Genomic DNA, 23693 nt, shown 5'->3' on the forward strand with positions numbered 1-23693 from the left:
TTAGCTGAGCAGTACTAATTACCCAACAGCTTGCACATTTAACCTCTATTCTCATCTCTTCTACTTCCAATATGACATGAAAAGAAGGAAAATGGAAAAAAGGACAAAGGACGAAAGGGATAACCCTTCCTGCCTACTGCCTTCCTCCCTTTCCTCCCTCGAAAGAGCTTGTTGGTGGCTATTGGCCGGGACGGCGCGACGATTCGCTTCACCTGTTCCCATCCCATACCACAATTAACCAACAAAGACCTTGTTGGTGGCTATTGGCCGGGTGTTCACCTCTTCCCATCCCGAACAGAGAAGTTAAGCCCCGAACCGCCGATGATACTTGGATCAAACCTGGTAAAGTAGGTAGCCGCCACAATTATTAACACGCAAAAAGCCACTCAGTAATGGGTGGCTTTTTGCGTTTATAGACCCAAGCTGTCACTATGGCAGAATCTTTTCAGCCCCCTTTTCAAATATTTCCGGCTCCAAACGCCTCTTTCCGCATAGCTTCATTGCAAATTCTTGCAGAAAAATTTTGCAGCATACTGCAGCAATTATTCTTTTTTCTATATTTGCATCCATAACTGTCGCAAGGCAACAATCAACTATGAAATTATTCAATACTATTTGGTGGTGGCGTACTCATCTTTCCGAGATGGACTAGTAGGCTATTGCATGGTATAGAACGAATATATACATCCAAACGGCTCGCTGTTCATCTGACAGCGAGCCGTTTTTTTTATACACTTACATTATAATTTGCAAATGGAAACCCTGAACAAAACTTACCCAATTACCACACGCCACAAAAAGCTCCTTGCAGACACCCTGACACCGGTATCAATCTATTTGAAGCTAAGAGACCGGTTCGTCAATACAATCCTCCTGGAAAGCTCCGATTACCACGGCAACGAAAACTCTTTCACCTATATCTGCTGCGACCCGATCGCGTCGTTTAAACTAAACAACAGCACGGTTACACAGAAATTTCCGGACGGTTCAGAAGTGAACTTCGACCTGGCTAACCGCAAGGATGCTGTCCAGGCATTGTATGGATTCGCACAGAGCTTTGTTTCGGAAAAAAGTAAATTCCCATTCATCACCAACGGTCTTTTTGGTCACATGACTTACGACGCCGTTACCTATTTCGAGGACATCGAAATACAGCCGGCCAGCACGGAGACCGAAATTGACCAGATATTTTACCAGGTTTACAGATATGTCATTGCCATTAACCACTTCAAAAACGAACTCTATATTTTTGAACACCAATATGGCGAGACAACAGAGGAAGGTGGTATCGACCAAATCGAGGTGCTGATCAAGAACCGGAACTTTCCGCAATATGGTTTCAGCATTACGGCCGACGAAACTTCGAATGTTACCGATGACGAAATGCGAAAAGTGATCCAGAAAGGCATCGATCACTGCCTTCGCGGGGATGTGTTCCAGATCGTTCCTTCACGTCGTTTCAGCCGCAAATTTCAGGGCGACGAATTCAACGTCTACCGCGCATTGCGCTCCATCAACCCTTCGCCTTACCTCTTCTATTTCGATTACGGCAATTACAAGATCTTCGGATCTTCCCCCGAAAAACAGATATTCATCAAAAACGGCCAGGCAGAAATCCACCCGATAGCGGGTACGTTCCGCCGGACCGGCGACGACCAGGCAGATGCAGAAGCTGCCCAGGCCCTTCTTAATGACCCAAAAGAGACTGCTGAGCACGTGATGTTGGTCGATCTGGCACGCAATGACCTTAGCCGCAGCTGCGACGCCGTAAAAGTCACGAATTACAAGGAAGTGCAATATTATTCACACGTGATCCACCTTGTTTCGAAAGTAGTTGGTAAAATGAATGAAGGCGTCAATCCACTTCAATTGGTGGCCGACACCTTTCCCGCGGGCACATTATCGGGCGCGCCCAAACATAATGCGATGAAGCTGATTAACCAGATGGAGAACAGCAATCGCAGCATTTATGGCGGCGCTATCGGTTTTATGGATTTCAATGGCGATTTCAATCACGCTATCGCAATCCGGACGTTCCTCAGCAAGGATAACACGCTTTTCTTCCGCGCCGGAATGGGCGTGGTAGCGAAATCCAACGTCGAAAGCGAGTTGCAGGAGATTAATAGCAAGCTGGCCGCCTTGCGCCAGGCTATTCAGGTCGCGGAAGGACTCTAAAAGCAAGATACCATGTCGCAGATTAAGATATATGGCCTCAAATCTTCGCTATACGCGATCCGGGAGCAATTGTCCGACACATTGCACAGCTGCATTGTAGAAGCCTTTCAATATCCGCAAAACAAGCGGGCACACCGGTTCTTTTACCTCGATGAAGGAGATTTCTTTTATCCCGAAGGCAGAAGCAAGCGCTACACGATCATCGAAATAGCGCTGTTCGCAGGCCGCTCGATCGAAGCGAAGAAGCATTTATATCAGCTGATCTTCCAAAAATTCGAAGAAGAGCTCGGTATCGCGCCCAACGACGTGGAAATTACGCTCACGGAGACACCACCGCACAACTGGGGCATTCGTGGGAAAGCAGGGGACGAGTTGGTCCTGGATTATAAAATTGCCGTTTAAAACGATTCGAAATCAAATGAAAATATTAGTTCTCGACAATTACGATTCTTTTACCTACAACCTCGTGTACATCCTCCGCGAGCTGCACGACAAGGTAGACATTTACCGGAACGATAAAATCTCGTTGGAAGACGTGGGAAATTACGACAAGATCCTTTTGTCACCGGGACCGGGCATTCCCTCAGAAGCGGGCATTATGCACGACGTGATCCGTGAGTATGGGGCCAGCAAAAGCATCCTGGGCATTTGCCTCGGACATCAGGGAATAGGGGAGGTTTACGGTGCTACACTGGAAAACATGACCGACGTACTGCATGGCATTGCTGATACAGCCATTGTCACCGACGCCAGCGACCGCATTTTCAAAGGCCTCCCCTCCGAGATCAAAGTCGGAAGGTACCATTCGTGGACCGTTATTCCCGAAACATTTACAGACGATCTTACTATCACGGCCGTCGACGAAAAGGGTCGGGTAATGGGGCTTTCACACAAAAAATACGACGTGAAAGGACTCCAATTCCACCCGGAATCGGTATTGACGGAGCATGGCAAGGAAATGCTGCAAAACTGGTTGCAAATCTGACCTCCGCATTCAAATAACACCACCTTACCAGACGATATTAGCATTAAAACCTGTCATGAAACACATTCTTAGCCATCTTTTTGATTACAAAGTCCTCGACAAATCGCAAGCCAAAGACGTTTTAATAGGTATTGGAACCGGCAAGTATTCCAATTCCGAAATCGCCTCATTTCTAACTACTTATGCAATGCGCAGCATTACTGTGGAAGAGCTGGAAGGCTTCCGCGACGGTTTGCTCGAACTCTGCCTTTCCGTTGACTTGTCGGCCTACGACCCCATCGACGTTTGCGGAACCGGCGGTGATGGCAAGGATACATTCAATATCTCGACGCTATCGTGTTTTGTAGTGGCAGGGGCCGGCCAGCGAGTAGCAAAGCACGGTAATCACGGGGTTTCGTCCATGTGCGGGTCGTCGACTGTGCTGGAATACCTGGGAGCTAAGTTTACGAATGATAAGGATTACCTCGAACGGAAGATCGATCAGGCAGGCGTATGTTTTTTACATGCCCCTCTTTTTCACCCTGCTATGAAGAACGTGGCGCCGGTAAGGAAGGAATTGGGTGTGAAAACGTTCTTCAATATGTTGGGTCCCATGGTGAACCCGGTATCGCCGAAAAAACAGCTTGTGGGCGTATTTAGTCTTGAATTAGCGCGTCTTTTTGCTTATCTTTACCAACAAACGGATAAGCAATTTCTTGTTCTTCACGCATTAGACGGCTACGACGAAGTGTCATTGACAGGTGCTTTTAAAATTATCACCGCTCATTCCGAGCAAGTTCTTACCCCTTCTCATTTAGGGCTTCAAACATTGCGCGCCGATGATTTGTCTGGCGGCGTGACAGTCGAAGATTCGGCCCGGATTTTTATGAATGTTTTGAACGACACCGCAACGCCATCGCAGAAGCAGGCGGTGCTGGCCAATGCAGCCATGGCGCTTTACTGTGCCAATCCTGCATTGTCGCTCCCTGATGCTGTGCAAACAGCCCGGGAGTCGCTCGAAAGCAAGAAAGCGTTGGCTGCTTTCAAAAAATTGATTGAAGAATAGTTAGCGGAGAAGCATTTATCCCTTTTTTATAATTGCAGTTACAGCATTTTTAGATGAATATTTTAGAAAAAATTATCGCCCGTAAGCGGGAAGAAATCAGCGAGTCGAAAAAACAGCGGTCCGTTTCCGACCTGGAAAAGGAGCCATTGTTTACGCGGGAAACTTCTTCACTGGCCGGGGCTTTAAGATCATCTACCACACCCCGCATTATCTCGGAATTCAAGCGGAAATCACCTTCGAAAGGTATTATCAATGCCGACGTGCTTCCTGAAATCGTGACGAAGGACTATGTGAATGCAGGTGCGGCTGGACTTTCGGTACTCACCGATATTGACTTTTTCGGCGGCTCATTTGCCGATTTCCTGAAAGCAAGGGAGGCCAATCCGCAGATCCCGATGCTCAGAAAGGATTTCATTGTCGACGAATACCAGCTTTTCGAAGCCAAAACCATCGGAGCGGATGTGATCCTGCTCATCGCAGCTTGTCTAACATCTTCGGAAATCGCTCATTTGAGCCGCAGGGCGCATGATCTGGGGCTGGAAGTGCTGCTGGAAGTCCATAATGCGGAAGAACTGGCTGTGAGTGTAGGCCAGCATATTGATATCGTCGGGGTCAATAACCGCAATTTGAAGACATTTGAAACATCTATTGAAACGTCGATCGAACTCAGCGAGCTGATCCCGGAGCAATTTGTTAAGATTTCGGAAAGCGGGTTGAAAGACGCTGAAACCATTGTGAGGCTGTATCAACACGGCTACAAAGGCTTTTTGATAGGAGAAACGTTCATGAAAACTGCAAACCCCGGGGCCGCACTTGCCGGTTTGCAGCAAAATCTAACTCAACATAGCAATTTAAATCCTCTGGTTCTATGAAAATTAAAGTTTGCGGATTGCGCCAGCAAGGCAACATTGAGCAGGTTGTGGCCTTACAGCCTAACTTTATAGGATTTATTTTTTATGACAAGTCGCCGCGCTTTGTTGGTGAAGAACTGGATGAAGAATATATCCGCAGCATCCCCCAAAACATCAAGAAAGTAGGTGTATTTGTGAATGCAAACCCAGGCCATATCCTGAATATGGTCAAAAAATACGACCTGCAATATGCGCAGCTGCACGGCAACGAAATGCCGGACATCTGCCGGAGCATTCGTCAGAAAGGCGTGAGTGTGATCAAAGCGTTTTCGATCGATGAGAAATTCAATTTCGCCATGCTCAACAACTACAAGTCGTTTTGTGACCTGTTTTTGTTCGACACGAAAGGCGAAAACCCTGGTGGCAACGGCGCGGCATTCGACTGGAAATTACTAGGCAAGTACGATAACGAGAAGCCTTTCCTTCTCAGCGGCGGCATCGGGCTCGACAACATCGAGGAGATCATCGCATTATCCCAAACCCTTCCCATTTACGGCATCGACGTCAACAGCAAGTTCGAAACCGAGCCGGGCGTGAAGGACATCGCCAAGCTGGAAGAGTTATTTAGTTTAGTTCGCGTAAAAGAACAAGAAGAAGCGGAAGCTTAGTTTTTATGGAATCAATTGCAGAAAAGAAGTCGTATCAGGTAAATGACCGCGGGTATTATGGCACCTTCGGGGGCGCATTCATTCCTGAAATGCTGTACCCGAATGTAGAAGAGCTGCGTGAAAACTACCTGCAAGTAATCGCAGACCCTTCTTTTCAAAAGGAGTTCAATGATTTACTTCGCCATTATGTAGGCCGTCCGACGCCACTTTACCGTGCCAACCGGCTCTCTGAAAAATATAAAACCAATATTTTCCTCAAAAGGGAAGACCTCTGCCACACCGGCGCGCATAAGGTGAACAACACCATCGGGCAGATCCTGATGGCGCAACGCCTGGGCAAAAAACGCATTGTGGCTGAAACCGGCGCAGGCCAGCATGGTGTAGCTACGGCCACCGTGTGCGCCTTGATGGACCTCGAGTGCGTCGTGTACATGGGCGAGCTCGATATCGAGCGCCAGGCACCCAATGTGGCGCGTATGAAGATGCTGGGCGCTGAAGTACGGCCGGCTACATGCGGGTCGCGAACGCTGAAAGATGCCACTAATGAAGCCATGCGCCACTGGATCAACAACCCGGTCGATACGCATTACATTATCGGGTCCGTGGTAGGCCCGCACCCTTATCCCGACATGGTAGCGCGGTTCCAGTCGGTTATTTCCGAAGAAATCCGCTGGCAATTGAAAGAACATATTGGTAAGGAAACGCCTGATTACGTTGTCGCTTGCGTAGGTGGCGGCAGCAATGCGGCAGGGGCATTTTACCACTTCCTCGACGAAGAAAACGTCAAGCTCGTAGCTGTGGAAGCCGCGGGATTGGGGCTCACTTCCGGCCATTCGGCAGCAACAGTCGCGCTGGGCAAGCCTGGTGTACTCCACGGTAGCCGCACGATCCTGATGCAAACCGAAGATGGCCAGGTAGTGGAACCATTTTCCATCTCCGCGGGGTTGGATTACCCGGGCATCGGCCCTCAGCACGCTTGGCTTGCTGCCAGCGGCCGCGGAACGTTCCTGTCGGCTACCGACGACGAGGCTGTACAGGCTGCATTCGAACTGACGCGCCTTGAAGGCATTATCCCAGCATTGGAATCGTCGCACGCATTGGCCGTTTTGGGCCGTCTGGGCGCTTCCGAGAACGAAACGGTGGTACTGAACCTCTCGGGTCGCGGCGACAAGGATATGGGCACTTATATGAAATACATCGATTAATTCTCACCTCAATACAACATCACATGGCTACATTGACATTGCCAGAGGTTTTTGACCTGCGGTTGAAGATCCAGGAACTGGAAGCAAAGGTAAACTCAGGTGAACTATCGCTCTTCGAACGTTGCGATATGGAAGACGAAATCCTCGAAATGAAAGAAAAACTAGGCGAGTTCGACCGCCTGAAATTTAGCGACGAAGGCGAATGCCTCAATTGCTCAGCCTAGTCCGGATCACCTTAAATCCATACCAAATATGCAGAGATTTAAACTCTTTTTGCTTGCTTCCATGGTCCTTTTCAGCACCATATCATTTGTTTCACCTTCAAATCCACCTAAAAAAATGCTGCGCCACGTTGTTCTTTTCAAATTCAAGGATTCTGCAACGCCAGCGCAAGTGAAGGAAGTGGAAGATGCTTTCCGCAAGCTCCCCTCCAAAATCAAAGAGGTAAAAGGATTTGAATGGGGTACCAACAACAGCCCCGAAGGATTGGCACAAGGCTTCACACATGTGTTTTTCGTGAGCTTCGACAGCGAAGCCGGTCGTGAAGTGTACCTGCCTCACGCGGAGCACAAAGCATTTGTAAAAGTCCTGGAACCTCATCTGGACAAAGTATTGGTTGTTGACTACTGGACACAAGAATGAACCGCATTGTAAGTCTTTTTCAGAATTTTAATAAAAATGCCGACCGCCAAGGCCTGCTGAACGTGTATTTCACAGCCGGTTTCCCGGAACTGAACGATACTACCCGTGTGCTGAAAGCATTGCAGGATGGCGGCGCCGACCTCGTGGAGATTGGAATGCCTTATTCCGACCCTGTCGCCGACGGCGAAACGATCCAGCAAAGCAATGACCGCGCACTTGAAAACGGCATGTCCGTTCGTATTTTATTCGATCAGTTAAAAAACATGCGCGAAACAGTTTCCGTGCCGGTACTGCTCATGGGTTATATCAACCCGGTATTGCAGTTTGGCATCGAGGAATTCTGTGCCAAATGCGCCGAAGTGGGCGTGGACGGACTCATTCTGCCCGATATGCCGATGGATGTTTATTTGGATGAATATAAATCCGTATTCGACGCGCATGGATTGCTGAATATCTTCCTGGTAACACCGCAGACTTCAGAGGCGCGCATCAGGCAGATCGACGAGGTGAGCGAAGGGTTTATCTACACCGTTTCTTCTGCAAGCGTCACCGGCTCGAAATCCGGCGTGAGCGGCGACATGGAGGCGTACTTCGAAAAGCTCGACGCATTGAACCTCCGCAATCCACGACTGATCGGTTTTGGTATCAAAGATCACGACACGTTCGTGAAAGCTTCGAGCCACGCCGCCGGTGCGATCATCGGAAGCGCGTTCATCCGAGTGTTGCAGCAGAGTACCGACCTCGAAAATGATATCAAGGCATTTGTGCGAGAGGTAAAACGCTCCTCCGAGCCAATTCCCGCATAATTCGCCGCGCAGCGGCCGATTTTATTTTTCTTCAGGCATTAATTTTGTACAAACAATCCGACCCCGGGTTGTTTGTTTTTTTATATCCCATGTTGCCTATGAAAACCGCCATTTGCTCCCTCATCCTCCTCATATGCAGCGTATATACGCCCGTATTGGCCCAGTTCAATTTTGACCTCGAGGGCGGGCTCATTTTAGGTACCACCTACAATAAAGTACAAATTCCCAGCGGAAGCGGCACGCGCGTAAATCTTCCAGAGCAATTGAAACTGGACCGGAGTGCGTTCTATCGCATTCGTGCGAGTTACCGGATTGGGAACCGCCACAATATCTCCGCATTGTTCGCGCCGCTGACGATCCACTATCGCGGGGCTGTTTCACAGAACACGAATTTCAATAATTCACTCTTTCTCCCCGGTCAGCCGCTCAATGTCGATTACCGGTTCAACTCATACCGGCTTACCTATCGCTACGATTTTTTCGCGAATGGAAAGTGGAGGGTAGGGGCGGGGCTTACTGCCAAAGTACGTGATGCCGACATCCGGTTCAAGAGCGAGTATGCCGATACGCATTATGACAACCTCGGCTTCGTACCGCTCATTAATTTCTATGCTTCCTGGAAACCGGCCTACCATTGGGCGGTCATCCTTGAAGGTGATGCATTGGCGGCCAAGCAGGGACGCGCCGAGGACGTCTTCGGCGGCATTGCCTACAACTTCAACAATACGATCGCGATCAAGCTTGGCTACCGCTTGCTCGAAGGTGGAGCAGATAATGACAAGATTTATAATTTCAACTGGATTAATTACGCATCCGCCGGTTTACTGATTACGCTCTGACGAGAGCTGAATGGTGGCCCTAGGTGTTACGATACCCTGGTTTTTCAATACTTTCCGGGGTAAATGTGCTGGAAATTTGCTATATTTCTTTGTTTTTAAAACCGTTTTCCGGCGCGTATAGGCATTCGGTAATTTTTGCGTGCGGCATGCGTTATAAAAACTTCACAGTTTATACCTAAACCATATGGCTCCTTTCACTACCTCAATGGAAGGCCTGTTGCTCCGCATTCAGGAATACCGTCAGAAATATTATCAGAACCAGTTACTCAAGGGTGCAATCTTCTCTATCGCATTGCTGTTGACTGTCTTTTTGTTTTTCAATACGATCGAATATTTCGGGCGGTTCAGCTCTTTGGTGCGCGGGATGCTGTTCTTTGGCTTCCTGGCGGTGCTGGCATTTTCCTTTGTGCAGTGGGTAGTGCAACCGATCATTCATTTGTATGGTTTGAAAAAACCACTGTCCGACGAAGAAGCGGCATTGCAGATCGGGCAGTATTTCCCGGAAATAGGTGATAAACTGGTGAATACGCTTCAACTGGGAAACCTGACGGGCACCCAGTCGGACCTGATCGATGCCAGTATCCGGCAAAAATCGGGGCAGTTGCTGATCGTCCGCTTTTCTGATGCCATCCGTTTTAACGAAAATAAAAAACGGCTGAAATACGCCGTTTATCCGCTGGCAGCCATTGCCGTAATTCTGCTTTTCAATCCGTCATTCTTCTCTTCCAGTTCCGACCGCATTATCCATTTCCAGAAGAATTACACCTACGCTCCATTCTCTTTTGAATTACAAAACAAGAGCCTGAAAGCATTTAGAAACGAGGATTTTACATTGAACCTCACCTTAAAAGGAGAAGCTATTCCATCCGCTGTATACCTCGTGCAGAATGGAACCCGCTTCAAACTGACCCAGGAGAGCGCCAAGAATTTTTCTTACACCTTCAAAAACCTGCAACGCGATGTTGCATTCTCATTCGACGCCGCCGGCTATTCTTCGGAAGAATATCGCATTGTAGTGAATGAAAAGCCTTCGCTGCTCTCATTTGATGTAAACCTGCATTATCCTGCGTATCTGAACAAACCTTCCGAGGGACTGAACAACGTAGGGAATCTGTCGGTACCGGAAGGCACCACCATCGAGTGGAATTTCAATACTTCTTCTACCAATGCGCTGGCCATCAGATTCGAGAACGATTCGGCATTGTATACTGCGAAAGAGCGCGATAGCGATCATTTCGAGATCCGCAGAACGGTGCGAAAATCGGCTCAATATCAGGTTAATCTGAAAAATGATGAAACAACCAATTCGGACAAGATCGGCTATTTTATCAATGTAATTCCGGACAAATATCCGGTCATGAACCTCGAAAATTTCCAGGATACGACACTATATAACTACCTGGTAATGGGCGGATCGATCAGCGATGATTACGGGTTTTCGCAGCTGAGAATGTTCTATTCCGTTAAAAGAGCGAATGAGGAGAAGCCTGCACAGCCAAGGAGCATTCCTATTCCATTTAACAAGACTGTCAATACGCAAAGCTTTTTCTTCCAGTGGTATGTGGATAGCCTGAAACTGGCGCCGGGGGACAAGATCGAGTACTATGCCCAGGTTTGGGATAATGACGGCGTAAATGGCGCGAAAAGCGCCCGTTCGCGCTCGATCCAGTTCACGGTTCCGTCCAAAGATCAGCTGGAAGCGGAAGTCCGCAAATCGGAGCAGGAGACCGAGAACCAGATGCAATCGGCCATGAAAAAGGCCCAGAGCTTGCAAAAGGATATCGAAAACCTCGATAATCGGCTTAAAAGCAATAAAGAGCTCGATTTTAAAGAGCAGAAACAAATCGAGGAGGTTCTGCGCAAGCGCGAAGAGCTGATGAAGGAATTGGAGGCACTGAAAGAAAAGCATCAGGATGCGAATGAAAAGGCACGGCAGTTCAACCAGCAGAGCCCCGAATTACAAGCCAAGATCGAACAGTTGCAGAAGCTCATGAACGACCTCATGGACGAGGATACCGAAAAACTATACAAGGAGCTTAAAAAGCTTTTGGAACAGAAACAAAGCGAACGGATGTCGACCATGCTCGAAAAGCTCCGTAACAAGGAAAACAACCTGGAAAAAGAACTGGAACGGACCATGAAGCTCTTCAAGCAGATGCAGATGGAGCAAAAAATGGAGAACCTCGCGGAAAAACTGAATGATTTGGCCGATAAGGAGGAGGAACTGGCTGATAAGTCGGAGCAAAACGATAAGAACAAAAACAGCGACGATAAGAAAGGGAAGAACGACGATCTGAAAAAAGAGCAGGAAAAGATTCAGGAAGATTTCAAAAAAGCGCAGGAGAACAGCAAGGAAATCGAGGAAATGGGCAAGGAGCTGGAACAGGAGCTCGATATGCAGAAAGAGGAGCAAAAAAACGCTTCTGAGCAAATGGAACAGAGCAAGCAGCAGCTAGACAAGCAACAGAACCAGAAAGCGTCTCAGTCGCAAAAAAACGCGGCAAAATCGATGAAGAAAATGTCTCAGTCGATGCAGGAACAAATGGAGTCGGCGGAGATGGAGCAAATTCAGGAAAACATGGATGCGCTGCGCGACATTCTCGAAAACCTGATTACGCTTTCCTTCGACCAGGAAACATTAATGAAGGACTTCCGGGGCGTAAGCCTGCAAGACCCGCGTTTCGTGAAACTCGGCCAGCAGCAGCTGAAACTGAAAGACGACGCGAAGGTTGTCGAGGATAGCTTGTACGCATTGGCCAGTCGCGTGGTACAGATCCAGTCGTTCGTTACCCGCGAGCTCAATGATATGAAGTCGTACATGAACGAGAGCGTGAAGAGTATTAAAGACCGGCAGATTAATGTGGCTACCTCGAAGCAACAGTTTGCCATGACCTCCATGAACAACCTGGCCTTAATGCTGAGCGACGTTTTTAACCAGATGCAGCAGCAGATGGCGATGGCGATGCCCGGCGCCGGCAAAGGCAAGAAAGGCAAACAGAAAGGCCAGCAACCCAGCGCAGGCGAAATGCAGGAACAGTTGAACGGCCAGATGAAAAAACTCGGGCAGGGTAAGGAAGGACAGGGCAACCAGTCGGAACAACTCGCGAGAATGGCCGCACAGCAAGCCGCGATCCGCAAGATGATCCAGGAGCTGATGGAGCAGCAGAAAGGCACCGAGCAAGGCAAGCAAATGGGCAAGGAATTGCAGGAGATTTCCGAGAAGATGGATGAGTCGGAAACGGATCTTGTAAACAAACGCGTGACACCGGAACTCATTAAACGCAACCAGGAAATCACCACCCGCCTGCTCGAATCGGAAAAAGCGATGAAAGAGCAGGACGAAGACGAGCAACGCAAGGCCCAGGCGGCTAAGCAACTGCCCAAACAGCCACCTGCCGCATTTGAAAAATACATTCGCGAAAAGGAGAAGCAAACCGAACTACTCCGCACCATACCGCCTACATTCTCACCATTCTACAAACGGGAGGTAGACACCTACTTCCGTAAATACCAGGCCAAGAACTGATCGCACGCCCGTTTTGTTGGGCTAGGGTAGGGGATAGCGTTAACTCTTTTTAACAGAGGCTTACAGACGCTATACCCTGCTTTTCATGTTCTTATCCGTATACTTCGTAAGTTTGTAAATTATTTACGATCAAATATTTAAATATCACGTGCTCTGGCTACGCTTGTGCGGACACTGGCGCGCGATCATTCAGACATGGTTAGTTTCTTCTCCGAAGACATTGATTTTAAGGTAGTTAATCCGATCAAAACGAAGAAATGGATCAAAAACGCCTCATTTTCAGAAGGTTATGAAGTCTCGCAATTGAATTACATATTCTGTTCAGACGAATACCTGCTCGAAATCAACAAACAGTATCTCGACCACGACTATTTCACTGACATCATTACGTTTGACAATAGTGAGGAAGACAAGGAATTGGAAGGTGATATTTACATTAGTGTAGACAGGGTACGGGATAATGCAGAAACGTTCCACACCGATTTTGACTCAGAAATGCGCCGTGTGCTCATTCATGGACTTCTCCACCTCGTGGGTTACGAAGACTCGAGTGAAGCGCTTAAAACGGCCATGAGGGCTAAAGAAGATGAGTATCTTAGGCTCTTCTAGTTAAATTTCCACGTGGAACACTTTAATTAAAGTGGTTTAACAAGTAGCAAATATGTTTCAGGAATATGATGTGATCGTGGTAGGCGCAGGCCATGCAGGATGCGAAGCCGCCGCTGCAGCAGCGACGATGGGTTCGTCGGTACTACTGATCACAATGAATATGCATACCATCGCACAGATGTCGTGCAACCCCGCGATGGGCGGCGTCGCGAAAGGACAGATCGTCCGGGAGATCGACGCCCTCGGCGGACAGTCTGGGATCGTCTCCGACAAAACGATGATCCAGTTCAGGATGCTCAACCTATCCAAAGGTCCTGCGATGTGGAGCCCCCGCTGCCAGAGCGACCGCGTGCGGTTCGCCGAGGAATGGAGGTCAATTCTCGAGAATAATCCTAATGTCGATTTCTGGCAGGACACCGCCAAGAGCATTATAGTCGAAGACGGAAAAGCCTGCGGAGTTGTGACCAGCCTGGGAATAGAAATCCGGTCGAAGGCCGTCGTCCTTACCAACGGTACCTTCCTGAATGGGCTTATCCATATCGGCGAAAAGAACTTCGGCGGCGGCCGCACCGGAGAAAAATCTGCCACCGGATTGACGGAACAATTGGTAACGCTCGGGTTCGAAGCCGGACGGATGAAAACCGGTACGCCCCCACGTGTGGATGGGCGCTCGCTCGACTATTCCAAAATGGAAGAGCAACCCGGCGATGAAAATCCCGCTAAGTTCTCCTACACCGATACCAAACCACTCGCCAAACAACGGAGCTGCTGGATTACCTACACCAACCAGGAGGTACACGACGTGCTGAAAACCGGCTTCGAAAAATCGCCCATGTTCTCGGGACGCATCAAGGGACTTGGTCCACGATATTGCCCGTCGGTAGAGGATAAGATCAACCGCTTTGCTGATAAAGACCGCCACCAGATTTTCGTGGAGCCGGAAGGATGGGATACTGTGGAAGTATATGTCAATGGCTTCTCCACCTCGCTTCCAGAAGACGTACAATATGCCGCACTTCGGAAAATCCCCGGCTTTGAAAACGCCAAAATGTTTCGCCCCGGTTATGCCATCGAGTACGACTACTTCCCACCAACCCAGCTGAAATCGACACTCGAAACACACCTTGTGAAGAACCTGTTTTTCGCAGGGCAGATCAACGGTACCACCGGCTATGAAGAAGCTGCGTGCCAGGGATTGATGGCAGGCATTAATGCGCACCGTAATGTGAACGATCTCGAGCCGTTTGTTCTCAAAAGATCCGAAGCATACATAGGCGTGCTGATCGACGACCTTATTAACAAAGGCACCGAAGAGCCGTACCGCATGTTTACATCCCGCGCCGAGTACCGCACATTATTGCGCCAGGATAATGCCGATTTAAGACTTACTGAAAAAGGATACGAAATCGGTTTGGCTAGCGGCGAAAGGGTGGAGGCAGTTCGTAAAAAGAAGCGCGAAACCGAAGAAATTATCGGCAAGCTGAGCGCAACCAAACTCACACCGGACGAAATCAACGGACCATTGGAAGCCATCGGTACCGCTCCGATCCGCGAGAAAATTGCCATTGCACAGCTTCTTAGAAGACCGCAGATTTCGATAAACCAATTGCTCGAAGCAAGCCCTACCGTAACCGAACTGCTCGCTGACTACGCGACGGATTCCGTGCAGCAAGCCGAAATCAACCTGAAATACGACAGCTATATCGAAAAAGAAATGCTGCTTGTAGAGAAAATGAATAAGCTGGAAAACCTCGCCATTATTGACAACTTCAATTACGACGTGGTCACTTCCTTGTCCTTCGAAGGCCGTGAGAAACTGAAAAGAACACGCCCTTCAACGATCGGTCAGGCTTCGCGCATCAGCGGTGTCAGCCCTTCGGATATATCAGTTTTAATGCTTTACATAGGCCGCTAATGTCTTTAGAAACGCTCGAAAAATGCCCGGTATGCCAACAATCCAGTTTCAGCAATTACCTGAATGTGGAGGACTATACCGTTTCGCACAAAGAATTTACAATCCAGCAATGCAATTCCTGCTACTTACTGTTCACCAATCCGCGCCCGTCAGAGGAGCAGATCGGCGCTTATTACGAGTCTCAGGATTACATTTCTCACCACGACGAAGCCAAAGACCTGATGAGTAAGGCGTACACCTCCGTGCGAAACCATACCATTGAACAAAAGGTAAACCTGATCAATAGTCTCGTTCAACCCAAGGGAACTTTGCTTGACATTGGCTGCGGAACCGGCAATTTTTTATCCGCAGTAAAGCACGATGGCTGGCTAACTTTCGGGACAGAACCGGACCCCGGTGCTCGTGAAGTTGCATCCAAAAGGGTAGGGGCAACCATATTCGAGACCATTACGGAAGAAACCTTAGGCTTGCAGCAATATGACATCATCACGATGTGGCATGTATTGGAACATGTACATAAACTGAACGAAACGATCGACTGGCTTCAAAATCATCTGAAACCAAATGGTCGGATCATTATTGCAGTACCCAATCCGCAATCTCACGACGCGGCTAAATACGGCCGTTTTTGGGCTGCCTACGACGTCCCGAGGCATTTGTATCATTTCACACGCGCAACCATGAAAAACCTGCTTCAAAGGCATGGTTTGACGGTCAAAAAGATCCTTCCTATGTGGTTCGACTCCTTTTATGTGAGTATGCTCAGTACCAAATATAAAAACGGCAAAACAAACCTATTTGAAAGCGTCATCACGGGCCTTCAATCTAATCTGAAAGGACGCACCGGAACAAACAAGGAATTAAACACTTCCAGTCTGATCTACATTATCTCGAAAAACTGAAAAGTCTCAACACGTCAAACGGCCCTCAATACCCACTGTATTGGGGGCCTTTTAAATTAAATCTGAAAATGCTTAGAACCATTGTATTTGCTATCCTCATAGTGTTTTTCTTCGAGCGCTGCGCACAGCAGGTTCCCCCAACCGGCGGCAAAAGAGACTCCATTCCGCCAAATCTGGTGGAAAGCAATCCCTTGAACAAAACCCTCAATTTTAAAGGAAAAAAACTTGAGCTATTCTTCGACGAATATGTGGTGGTCGACAATATCAACCAGAAACTCGTGATCACGCCCGAGGCAGATAACCCATACTCGTATAAGCAGAACGGCATGTCAGTATCCCTTTCTTTCAAAAATCAATTCAAGGACAGCACTACCTACACGCTCAATTTCGGAGATGCTATCAAGGATTTTGCCGAAAAAAATCCCGCGAAAAATTTAAAAATTGTATTCAGCACAGGCAATTCCCTCGACTCCGGGCGTGTGTATGGGACACTGAAGGATATCCGGACGAACAAACCGATTTTCGATGCTTTGGTGGGACTCTATAATGTGAGCGACACACTCAACATTGCCAAACAGAAGCCTTACTATTTCTCCCGAACCGACAGCAGCGGCATATTTTCGATCGAAAACATTCAGACCAGACAGTATAAACTCATTGCCATCGACGACAAAAACCGCAACATGCTTTATAATGCCAAAGATGAGCGGATGGGCTTTCTGAATAAAACGATCACCGCAGGCACCGATTCCGCGGCGTATCAGCTTAATATGTATCTCTCCGACAACACACAGTTAAAAATCCAACGCACGCTGCCCAAAGTAAACAACTATGCAGTCGTCTTCAGCAAGCCTATCGAGAACGTGCAAGTGACTTTCGTGAACAAAGATTCGCTTCCCTACCTGCTAGAACCTAACGGAACAAACCTCAAATTTTTCAATGTTGAGCCGCACCCCGACACTACTTTAGTAAAGCTCAAGACCTTGGATTCTTTGGGAATAACCAGTGAATTCGAACAGAAAATTGCATTTCAGGCACAGCGCGGGAAAACGCGCCAGCTCGATCCGATATCGCTTACAACCCTTCCGGAAGCCAATAAAGCCGTTACGAGTAGCTTCACTTACAAGCTCATTCTGAATAAACCGATCAAGACTATCGACGACCAAAAAATCGCCATAATTTCCGACAGCCTCACGCACGAGCCGCTTAATGCATTCAAATACCAATGGAATAAAAACCACAACATCCTCACAATCGATGCTAAATCGTTCGCAAAAGACACTGTAAAATTCGATATACCGAAGGGCGCGATCATTAGTGTGGAAGGGGATACATTGCCCAAAACCCTGCTTAGACACCCGGTTTTAAATGAAGAAGATTACGGTGTAATTCGTGGCCGCGTTACCAATGCCGACACCTCTGTGCATTTCATCCTGGACCTCGTCGACGAGCAGTATAAAGTGATCGAGACACACTACGTTTCGCCCTATACTTTCAAGAATATTCCTCAGGGAAAATACTTTTTACGCATCACCATTGACAAAAACCGGAACAGAAGGTGGGACACCGGGCAGATGGACAAAGATCTTCAGCCCGAACCGGTCTACTACCTACCGGATAAGATCCTTTTGAAGGCCAATTTCGAGTTGAACGATATCAACATTGCCATTCCTGAAGAAAAATAACGACATTTTTGTCTACAGTCTGTGGATAACTATGTGTATAACGCCGAAATTTTGTTGGTAAGAGGGGTCAAAATGTGAACAACCTTGTGGATAACCCCTAATATGTGTGGATAAAAAACCAGATTTCTTCCTGCAGTGGATAACCGACAACCAAAACGAAGTTAACAGTACGTTGATACACTTTAGAAACTGTGGAAAACAAAAGTAGCCAACTAAAGCCGTTTACCCACATTCCAATGTGAACAGATTATTTCCTAACTTGTATTTCAAGTACTTAAATGTTGATTTCAAAAATCGCTACAGTGGATAACTCACATAAGTTATTCACATTTTGTGGATAAGTGTGTTAATCTACAGTGGATAAGGAGTTTATTCACAAATCCACAGCCCCAATGAAGGATAATAACTAAAGGAAGAAGTTTTTTTATCTATTATGAAAAAGGTTACGAGCTGTTTGATGATAGGATTTCTGCTTTCCGGGGCGGCCGCGGCGTTCGGGCAGGGGGAGCGGGACCTGGCCGAGGAATACTTCAAGAATGGGGATTGTCTCAAGGCGCTCAGTTACTATTCTTCTTTCCTGAAAAATTCATTCGAGAAGATTTCGCTTAAGAACTACACAAGCTGCATTGTGAAGAGCAAGGCATGGGGAGACGGTGAGCAGTTTTTCAAGAAGCAGATCAAAGGAGATGCGAACAATGCGGCCTGGTATTATCTCAACTGGGGCATTATGCTTGAGAACCAGGGGAAGGCCACAGAGGCGTCCAAAAAGTATGAGCAAGTCATCACCGCTTCGGGCACACGAACGGAGCTTAAACGCGATCTGGCGGACGAATTCCGGGCGCAGAACCAGTCAGAATGGGCGAAGAATATCCTGCTCGAAGCGAGGGAGAGCGCGAAGCGGTACGACATCTTCCAATTGGAACTCGCAAGTGTTTACCGCGACCTGAATCAGCCCGAGAAGATGATCGACGAACTGCTTTCCTATGGAATGCGCTACCAGAATATCGAGGTCGTTCAGAACATGCTTCAGGACTTTACGAAGGACGAGAAGGAGCAGGTATTGCTGGAAAAAGTGTTGTATGATAAGATCCAGAAATTTCCCAGTGAAGGATTTTATAATGAATTACTGATCTGGTATCAGGTGCAGCGTAAAGATTTTTACAAAGCATTTGTCCAGGAACGCGCACTTGACCGCCGGTTCAAGCACAACGGATCGCGACTTTACAACCTCGGAATGCTTGCCTTGCAGAACCTGGACTATAACAATGCGGGAACGATCTTCGATCATTTGGTGAAAGAATACCCGAAAGGGCAGCTCTATCCGGTGGCTCGGAGAATGGCTATTTTTGCACGGGAGGAGCAGGTCAAAAACACTTATCCCGTTAAGAGAAGTGAGGTGCAAAAGCTGCTGGGGCAATACCAGCAGCTTGTCGACGAGCTGGGCGTGAATGTCCGCACGATCGAAGCATTGCGTAACATGGCGATTTTGAATGCCTTTTATATGGATGATTTCAAAAAGGCGATCGAAATATTGCAAACCGCTATCGAAGCAGGCAAGGCCGAGAAGAATTTTGTAGATAAATGTAAGCTCGACCTCGGTGATATTTACCTGCTGCAAGGAGAACCCTGGGAAGCGACGTTGGTATACTCACAGGTTGAGAAATCGCAGAAGGACGATGTGCTGGGTTATGAAGCGAAGCTCCGGAATGCTAAGCTGCATTATTTCAAAGGAGAGTTTGAACTGGCCAAAGCCGTTTTGGATATCCTGAAAAAGGCGACTACCCGCGAGATTGCTAATGATGCCAATGAGCTTTCACTTTTAATCATGGACAACACCGGCCTCGATAGTACTGAAGCTGCTATGAAGGCTTATTCCGCCGTGGAGTTGCAGTTGTTCCAAAACAAGAAGTTCGAAGCGATTGATACTTTGAAACAACTTTATAAGAAATACGAAAACCACAGCCTGGCCGATGAGATCCTCTGGCTTACCGCCAGGACTTATATCAAGCTCGACAGCAACCAGCAGGCAATGGCCGATCTGAAATTGTTGTATTCGAAATTTGGACATGACCTTTACGGCGATGACGCGCTATTCGCGATGGCCAAGCTCTACCAGGAGAAGCTCAATGACAAGGACCAGTCGATGAAATTGTACCAGGAGCTGATGGAAAAATATCCGGGCAGCATTTTCGTCGCCGAGTCACGGAAGCGCTTCCGGATTTTGAGAGGCGATGTGATCAACTAGAGAATTTTTTGCTACTGCATAGAAAAGGCCCCGAAGTTTGTCGACTCGAGGCCTTTTACGTTTTAATATTCACGTACTTCTATCCAGATTCTGTCAAATATTCAAATCTCAGGGAGATTAAATTGCCAAATATCTATTTTAACTCATTCATTAATAGCGATTTGAATTCTGAAAATTCAGGTTTCATTTTGATCGACACTTTTTCAATATCGAGCAATGATTTCAGTCTTTCGGGCACTTCGATGTTTTTTCCTAGCGTTTCTTCCACCAAGTCGATAAATTTTGCCGGATGGGCCGTGGAAAGGAAGACACCGGTGAAATCACCCTTCGTTTTTTTCCGGTACTCCTGAAGACCGCGATAAGCAACAGCGGTGTGCGGGCACATCACGTAGTTGGCATTACCAAAAACTTCGCGCATCGCTTTTTGCGTTTGCTCATCATTGTAATAGGCACCTGAAATTTTTTCAGTCACAGATTTCCAGTCGTCGTTGAAAAAGCGGATCAACCGTACGAAGTTGCTCGGGCTGCCTACATCCATTGCATTGGAAATTGTTTCAATGGAAGCAACCGGTTCGTAAGCTCCCGACTCTAGATAGCGCGGTACCGCATTATTTACATTTGTAGCCGCGATGAAATGTTCGACGGGCAAACCCATGCGATAGGCGAGGAGACCTGCGCTCAGGTTTCCAAAATTTCCGCTTGGAACCGAGATCACCAACGGCTTCCCAAGTTTTTTCAGCTGTGCGTAGGCCGCGAAGTAATAGAACGACTGTGGAATCAGCCGGGCAATATTAATCGAGTTGGCAGAAGCGAGATTGTATTTCTCAGAAAGTTCAGGATCGAGGAATGCTTCCTTCACCAGTCGCTGGCAATCGTCAAACGTTCCGTCTACTTCCAGAGCCGTTACGTTGTGTCCCAGGGTCGTCAACTGTTTTTCCTGAATATCGCTCACTTTTCCGCTTGGATACAGGATTGTTACCGAAATGCCTGGCACCTTATAAAATCCTTGTGCAACGGCACCACCGGTATCCCCGGACGTCGCTACCAGAATGCGGATTTCCTTATTTGAACGCTGCAAAAAATAGGACATGATTGCAGCCATAAACCGCGCTCCAAAGTCCTTAAAAGCCATGGATGGGCCATGGAACAGTTCGAGCACGTAGTCGTTCGGGGTAATTTTCACTACCGGCGCCTCGAAATCATATGCGCGATCGATGATGGATTCAATTTCGCTTCTTGTAATTTCACTGCCCAAAAGCGTGGCGGTGACCTCGATCGCAATCTCTTTGAAGGATTTATTTTCAATATTGGCCAGAAATTCTCCGGAAATAGTCGGGATGGATTCGGGCATGTAGAGACCGTTATCGGGAGGAAGGCTGTTGAAAATAGCTTCTTCCAGCGATGCTTTCAAGTCGGCAGTTTTGGTACTGTAGAATATCATTTTGATATAAATTGATCCGGAAAATGGGAGCGCAAATTTAACTAAAATCCCACCAGGTCAGTTATTTTGAAAACTTTTAAATGGATTTTCGGGATAAATTGTGGCATTGCACTTTGCTGTAAAACTCTTGCGCGGATCGTGCCGCGGGATAATTTTGTTCATTAATAATAGATTGTAGATCAATAAAACAAACCAGGTAATATGTCGATAGGAATTTTCGATGTACCGGCACTTAAAAACGAACCGGTAAAAAGTTACGCGCCAGGCAGCCCCGAGCGCGCAGAGATCAAAAAAGCGCTTGCCGAAGCACGCTCCAAAACCATTGAGATACCACAATACATAGGTAGCGAAGAAGTTTATTCTCAGAATAAGCAGAAAGTGGCGCCGCCGCATGACCATCAGCACGTTCTGGGCTATTTTCATGAAGGGACGAAGGAAGACGTTGGCAAAGCGATAGATGCAGCGTTAGAAGCCAGAAAAAACTGGGCGACGCTTACCTGGGAGCAACGCGCGGCGATATTCCTCAAAGCCGCCGAACTGATCGCCGGTCCATACCGCGCCGAAATGAATGCCGCGACCATGCTGGGTCAGTCCAAAAATGCCTACCAGGCAGAAATTGATTCGGCCTGTGAAATCATTGATTTCCTGCGGCTTAATGTGAACTTCATGCGGGATATTTACGAGGAGCAACCAATCTCTTCGGAGGGTGTCTGGAACCGTATGGAGTACCGTCCACTCGAAGGTTTCATCTTCGCCATTACTCCATTCAACTTTACGGCCATCGCCGGAAACCTGCCTGCCGCACCTGCGTTAATGGGTAATGTGGTGATCTGGAAACCGGCATTTACGCAGGTATACGCGGCCAATGTGATCATGAAGGTGTTCAAAGAAGCGGGGCTGCCGGATGGCGTTATTAATATGGTTTTGGTAGATGGCCCGGTTGCCGGGGATGTGATCTTCAAGCATCCCGATTTCTCAGGCGTGCATTTCACTGGTAGTACCAAAGTATTTCAGACTATTTGGAAAACCATCGGCGAGAATATAGCTGCTTATAAGACATTTCCAAGAATCGTCGGTGAAACGGGCGGCAAGGACTTTGTTCTCGCGCACCGGTCGGCGGATGCGAAAGCAGTTGCGACGGGTCTTGTGCGCGGTGCATTCGAATACCAGGGACAGAAATGCTCGGCGGCTTCCAGGGCTTACATTCCTTCCAATTTGTGGGAAGCGGTGAAAGGATTCATGCTGGCCGATCTTGCGGAGATCAAAATGGGGGGTGTGGAGGATTTCTCTAATTTCGTTAATGCTGTAATCGATGAAAAATCGTTCGACAAGATCGTTTCTTATATAGATGGGGCAAAGTCCAGCGCCGACACGGAAATCGTCGCAGGAGGCAATTTTGACAAGAGTAAAGGGTATTTCGTCGAGCCGACCGTTATCCAGGCCTTCAAACCGGATTATGTCACGTTGTGTGAGGAAATCTTCGGGCCGGTGCTTACTATATTTGTGTATGATGAAAATGAATTCGAGCAGATTATTCCCGTCATCGACGCCACTTCTCCTTATGCATTGACGGGTGCTGTGTTTTCGAAAGACAGATATGCGATTGAGTATGCGACCAGGCATTTGGTGAATGCGGCCGGCAACTTTTATATAAACGATAAGCCGACCGGCGCTGTGGTAGGGCAGCAGCCATTTGGCGGGGCTCGCGCATCGGGCACAAATGATAAGGCGGGATCGGTATTAAACCTGCTTCGCTGGGTATCACCGCGTGCGATCAAGGAGACGCTTGTTTCGCCAAAAGACTATAAATATCCCTTCCTTTCCGGGGAGTAATTGCACAATGCTTTTGAATAATTTGAATCGTTGAAGAACTTTCAAAATATTTGACTTTTTTCTTGCCTGGGTGTTGGACTTGAAAAAATGTTTTCTACCTTTGCAATCCCAATCGCAAACGAAGCGACTGACACGAAGAAAAAGAAGCGCGGTTGGCACTGTTCTTTGACATGATGAGATAGACCAAAAGAGTAAGAAAAACTCGTTTGAATAGAATCAAGCTACTTAGGTAGCAAATCAAAATTTACAATGGAGAGTTTGATCCTGGCTCAGGATGAACGCTAGCGGCAGGCTTAATACATGCAAGGCGAAGGGGCAGCA

Annotated in this window: 19 protein-coding genes and 2 rRNA genes; 20 read left to right on the top strand and 1 reads right to left on the bottom strand. The window is 47.7% G+C overall.

The window, feature by feature from the left end; genetic code table 11:
- Positions 1 to 252: 252 nt before the first annotated feature.
- The 18 genes from rrf (at position 253) to IEY24_RS32520 (ending at position 20098) form a co-directional block, all read left to right on the top strand.
- Positions 253 to 364 (top strand): 5S ribosomal RNA (gene rrf, locus IEY24_RS32435).
- Between the two features lie 389 nt (positions 365 to 753).
- Positions 754 to 2175, top strand: a complete 1422-nt coding sequence (locus tag IEY24_RS32440; RefSeq protein WP_188939459.1) for an anthranilate synthase component I family protein — start codon at positions 754 to 756, stop codon at positions 2173 to 2175.
- Positions 2176 to 2187: 12 nt separating this feature from the next.
- Complete coding sequence (locus IEY24_RS32445; RefSeq protein ID WP_188939460.1) at positions 2188 to 2577, top strand: tautomerase family protein; 390 nt, start codon at positions 2188 to 2190, stop codon at positions 2575 to 2577.
- Between the two features lie 16 nt (positions 2578 to 2593).
- Positions 2594 to 3160 (top strand): anthranilate synthase component II, encoded by a 567-nt coding sequence (locus tag IEY24_RS32450; protein WP_188939461.1) that lies wholly within the window; start codon positions 2594 to 2596, stop codon positions 3158 to 3160.
- 55 nt (positions 3161 to 3215) lie between these two features.
- Positions 3216 to 4205, top strand: coding sequence for an anthranilate phosphoribosyltransferase (trpD, locus tag IEY24_RS32455; protein WP_188939462.1), 990 nt, complete (start codon positions 3216 to 3218; stop codon positions 4203 to 4205).
- A gap of 53 nt (positions 4206 to 4258) precedes the next feature.
- Positions 4259 to 5077 (top strand): indole-3-glycerol phosphate synthase TrpC, encoded by an 819-nt coding sequence (gene trpC, locus IEY24_RS32460; RefSeq protein ID WP_188939463.1) that lies wholly within the window; start codon positions 4259 to 4261, stop codon positions 5075 to 5077.
- Entirely contained in the window at positions 5074 to 5724 is a 651-nt protein-coding gene (locus IEY24_RS32465; RefSeq protein ID WP_188939464.1) for a phosphoribosylanthranilate isomerase, read from the top strand. The genes trpC and IEY24_RS32465 overlap by 4 nt, the downstream gene beginning before the upstream one ends.
- Before the next feature lie 5 nt (positions 5725 to 5729).
- Complete coding sequence (gene trpB / locus IEY24_RS32470) at positions 5730 to 6929, top strand: tryptophan synthase subunit beta (RefSeq protein WP_188939465.1); 1200 nt, start codon at positions 5730 to 5732, stop codon at positions 6927 to 6929.
- Between the two features lie 23 nt (positions 6930 to 6952).
- A complete protein-coding gene (locus tag IEY24_RS32475) occupies positions 6953 to 7153 on the top strand; it encodes a hypothetical protein (protein ID WP_015813244.1) in 201 nt (66 codons plus the stop codon).
- 61 nt (positions 7154 to 7214) lie between these two features.
- Positions 7215 to 7571: a Dabb family protein gene (locus tag IEY24_RS32480; RefSeq protein WP_229223388.1), complete on the top strand. Its 357-nt coding sequence runs from the start codon at positions 7215 to 7217 to the stop codon at positions 7569 to 7571.
- Positions 7568 to 8377: a tryptophan synthase subunit alpha gene (gene trpA / locus IEY24_RS32485; protein ID WP_188939467.1), complete on the top strand. Its 810-nt coding sequence runs from the start codon at positions 7568 to 7570 to the stop codon at positions 8375 to 8377. The genes IEY24_RS32480 and trpA overlap by 4 nt, the downstream gene beginning before the upstream one ends.
- 98 nt (positions 8378 to 8475) lie before the next feature.
- Positions 8476 to 9216 carry a porin family protein gene (locus IEY24_RS32490; RefSeq protein ID WP_188939468.1) on the top strand — a complete coding sequence of 247 codons (741 nt, stop codon included), beginning with the start codon at positions 8476 to 8478 and terminating at the stop codon, positions 9214 to 9216.
- Positions 9217 to 9421: 205 nt separating this feature from the next.
- Positions 9422 to 12742, top strand: coding sequence for a coiled-coil domain-containing protein (locus IEY24_RS32495; protein WP_188939475.1), 3321 nt, complete (start codon positions 9422 to 9424; stop codon positions 12740 to 12742).
- A gap of 195 nt (positions 12743 to 12937) precedes the next feature.
- Positions 12938 to 13351, top strand: coding sequence for an rRNA maturation RNase YbeY (gene ybeY / locus IEY24_RS32500; protein WP_188939469.1), 414 nt, complete (start codon positions 12938 to 12940; stop codon positions 13349 to 13351).
- Positions 13352 to 13403: 52 nt separating this feature from the next.
- Positions 13404 to 15266: a tRNA uridine-5-carboxymethylaminomethyl(34) synthesis enzyme MnmG gene (gene mnmG, locus IEY24_RS32505; RefSeq protein WP_188939470.1), complete on the top strand. Its 1863-nt coding sequence runs from the start codon at positions 13404 to 13406 to the stop codon at positions 15264 to 15266.
- Positions 15266 to 16168: a class I SAM-dependent methyltransferase gene (locus tag IEY24_RS32510; protein ID WP_188939471.1), complete on the top strand. Its 903-nt coding sequence runs from the start codon at positions 15266 to 15268 to the stop codon at positions 16166 to 16168. The genes mnmG and IEY24_RS32510 overlap by 1 nt, the downstream gene beginning before the upstream one ends.
- A gap of 68 nt (positions 16169 to 16236) precedes the next feature.
- A complete protein-coding gene (locus IEY24_RS32515; RefSeq protein ID WP_188939472.1) occupies positions 16237 to 17853 on the top strand; it encodes an Ig-like domain-containing domain in 1617 nt (538 codons plus the stop codon).
- 433 nt (positions 17854 to 18286) lie between these two features.
- Positions 18287 to 20098, top strand: coding sequence for a tetratricopeptide repeat protein (locus tag IEY24_RS32520; protein ID WP_229223387.1), 1812 nt, complete (start codon positions 18287 to 18289; stop codon positions 20096 to 20098).
- A gap of 133 nt (positions 20099 to 20231) precedes the next feature.
- On the opposite strand, the gene thrC is transcribed toward IEY24_RS32520, so the two are convergent.
- A complete protein-coding gene (gene thrC / locus IEY24_RS32525; protein ID WP_188939473.1) occupies positions 20232 to 21539 on the bottom strand; it encodes a threonine synthase in 1308 nt (435 codons plus the stop codon).
- A gap of 201 nt (positions 21540 to 21740) precedes the next feature.
- Here thrC and pruA point away from each other — a divergent pair, with 201 nt between their 5' ends.
- A complete protein-coding gene (pruA, locus tag IEY24_RS32530; RefSeq protein ID WP_188939474.1) occupies positions 21741 to 23372 on the top strand; it encodes an L-glutamate gamma-semialdehyde dehydrogenase in 1632 nt (543 codons plus the stop codon).
- Between the two features lie 246 nt (positions 23373 to 23618).
- Positions 23619 to 23693, top strand: a 16S ribosomal RNA gene (locus tag IEY24_RS32535); the annotation flags it as partial.

Origin of the sequence: Dyadobacter endophyticus, from assembly GCF_014641595.1 — a bacterium.
GTDB classification, from domain to species: Bacteria; Bacteroidota; Bacteroidia; order Cytophagales; family Spirosomataceae; genus Dyadobacter; species Dyadobacter endophyticus.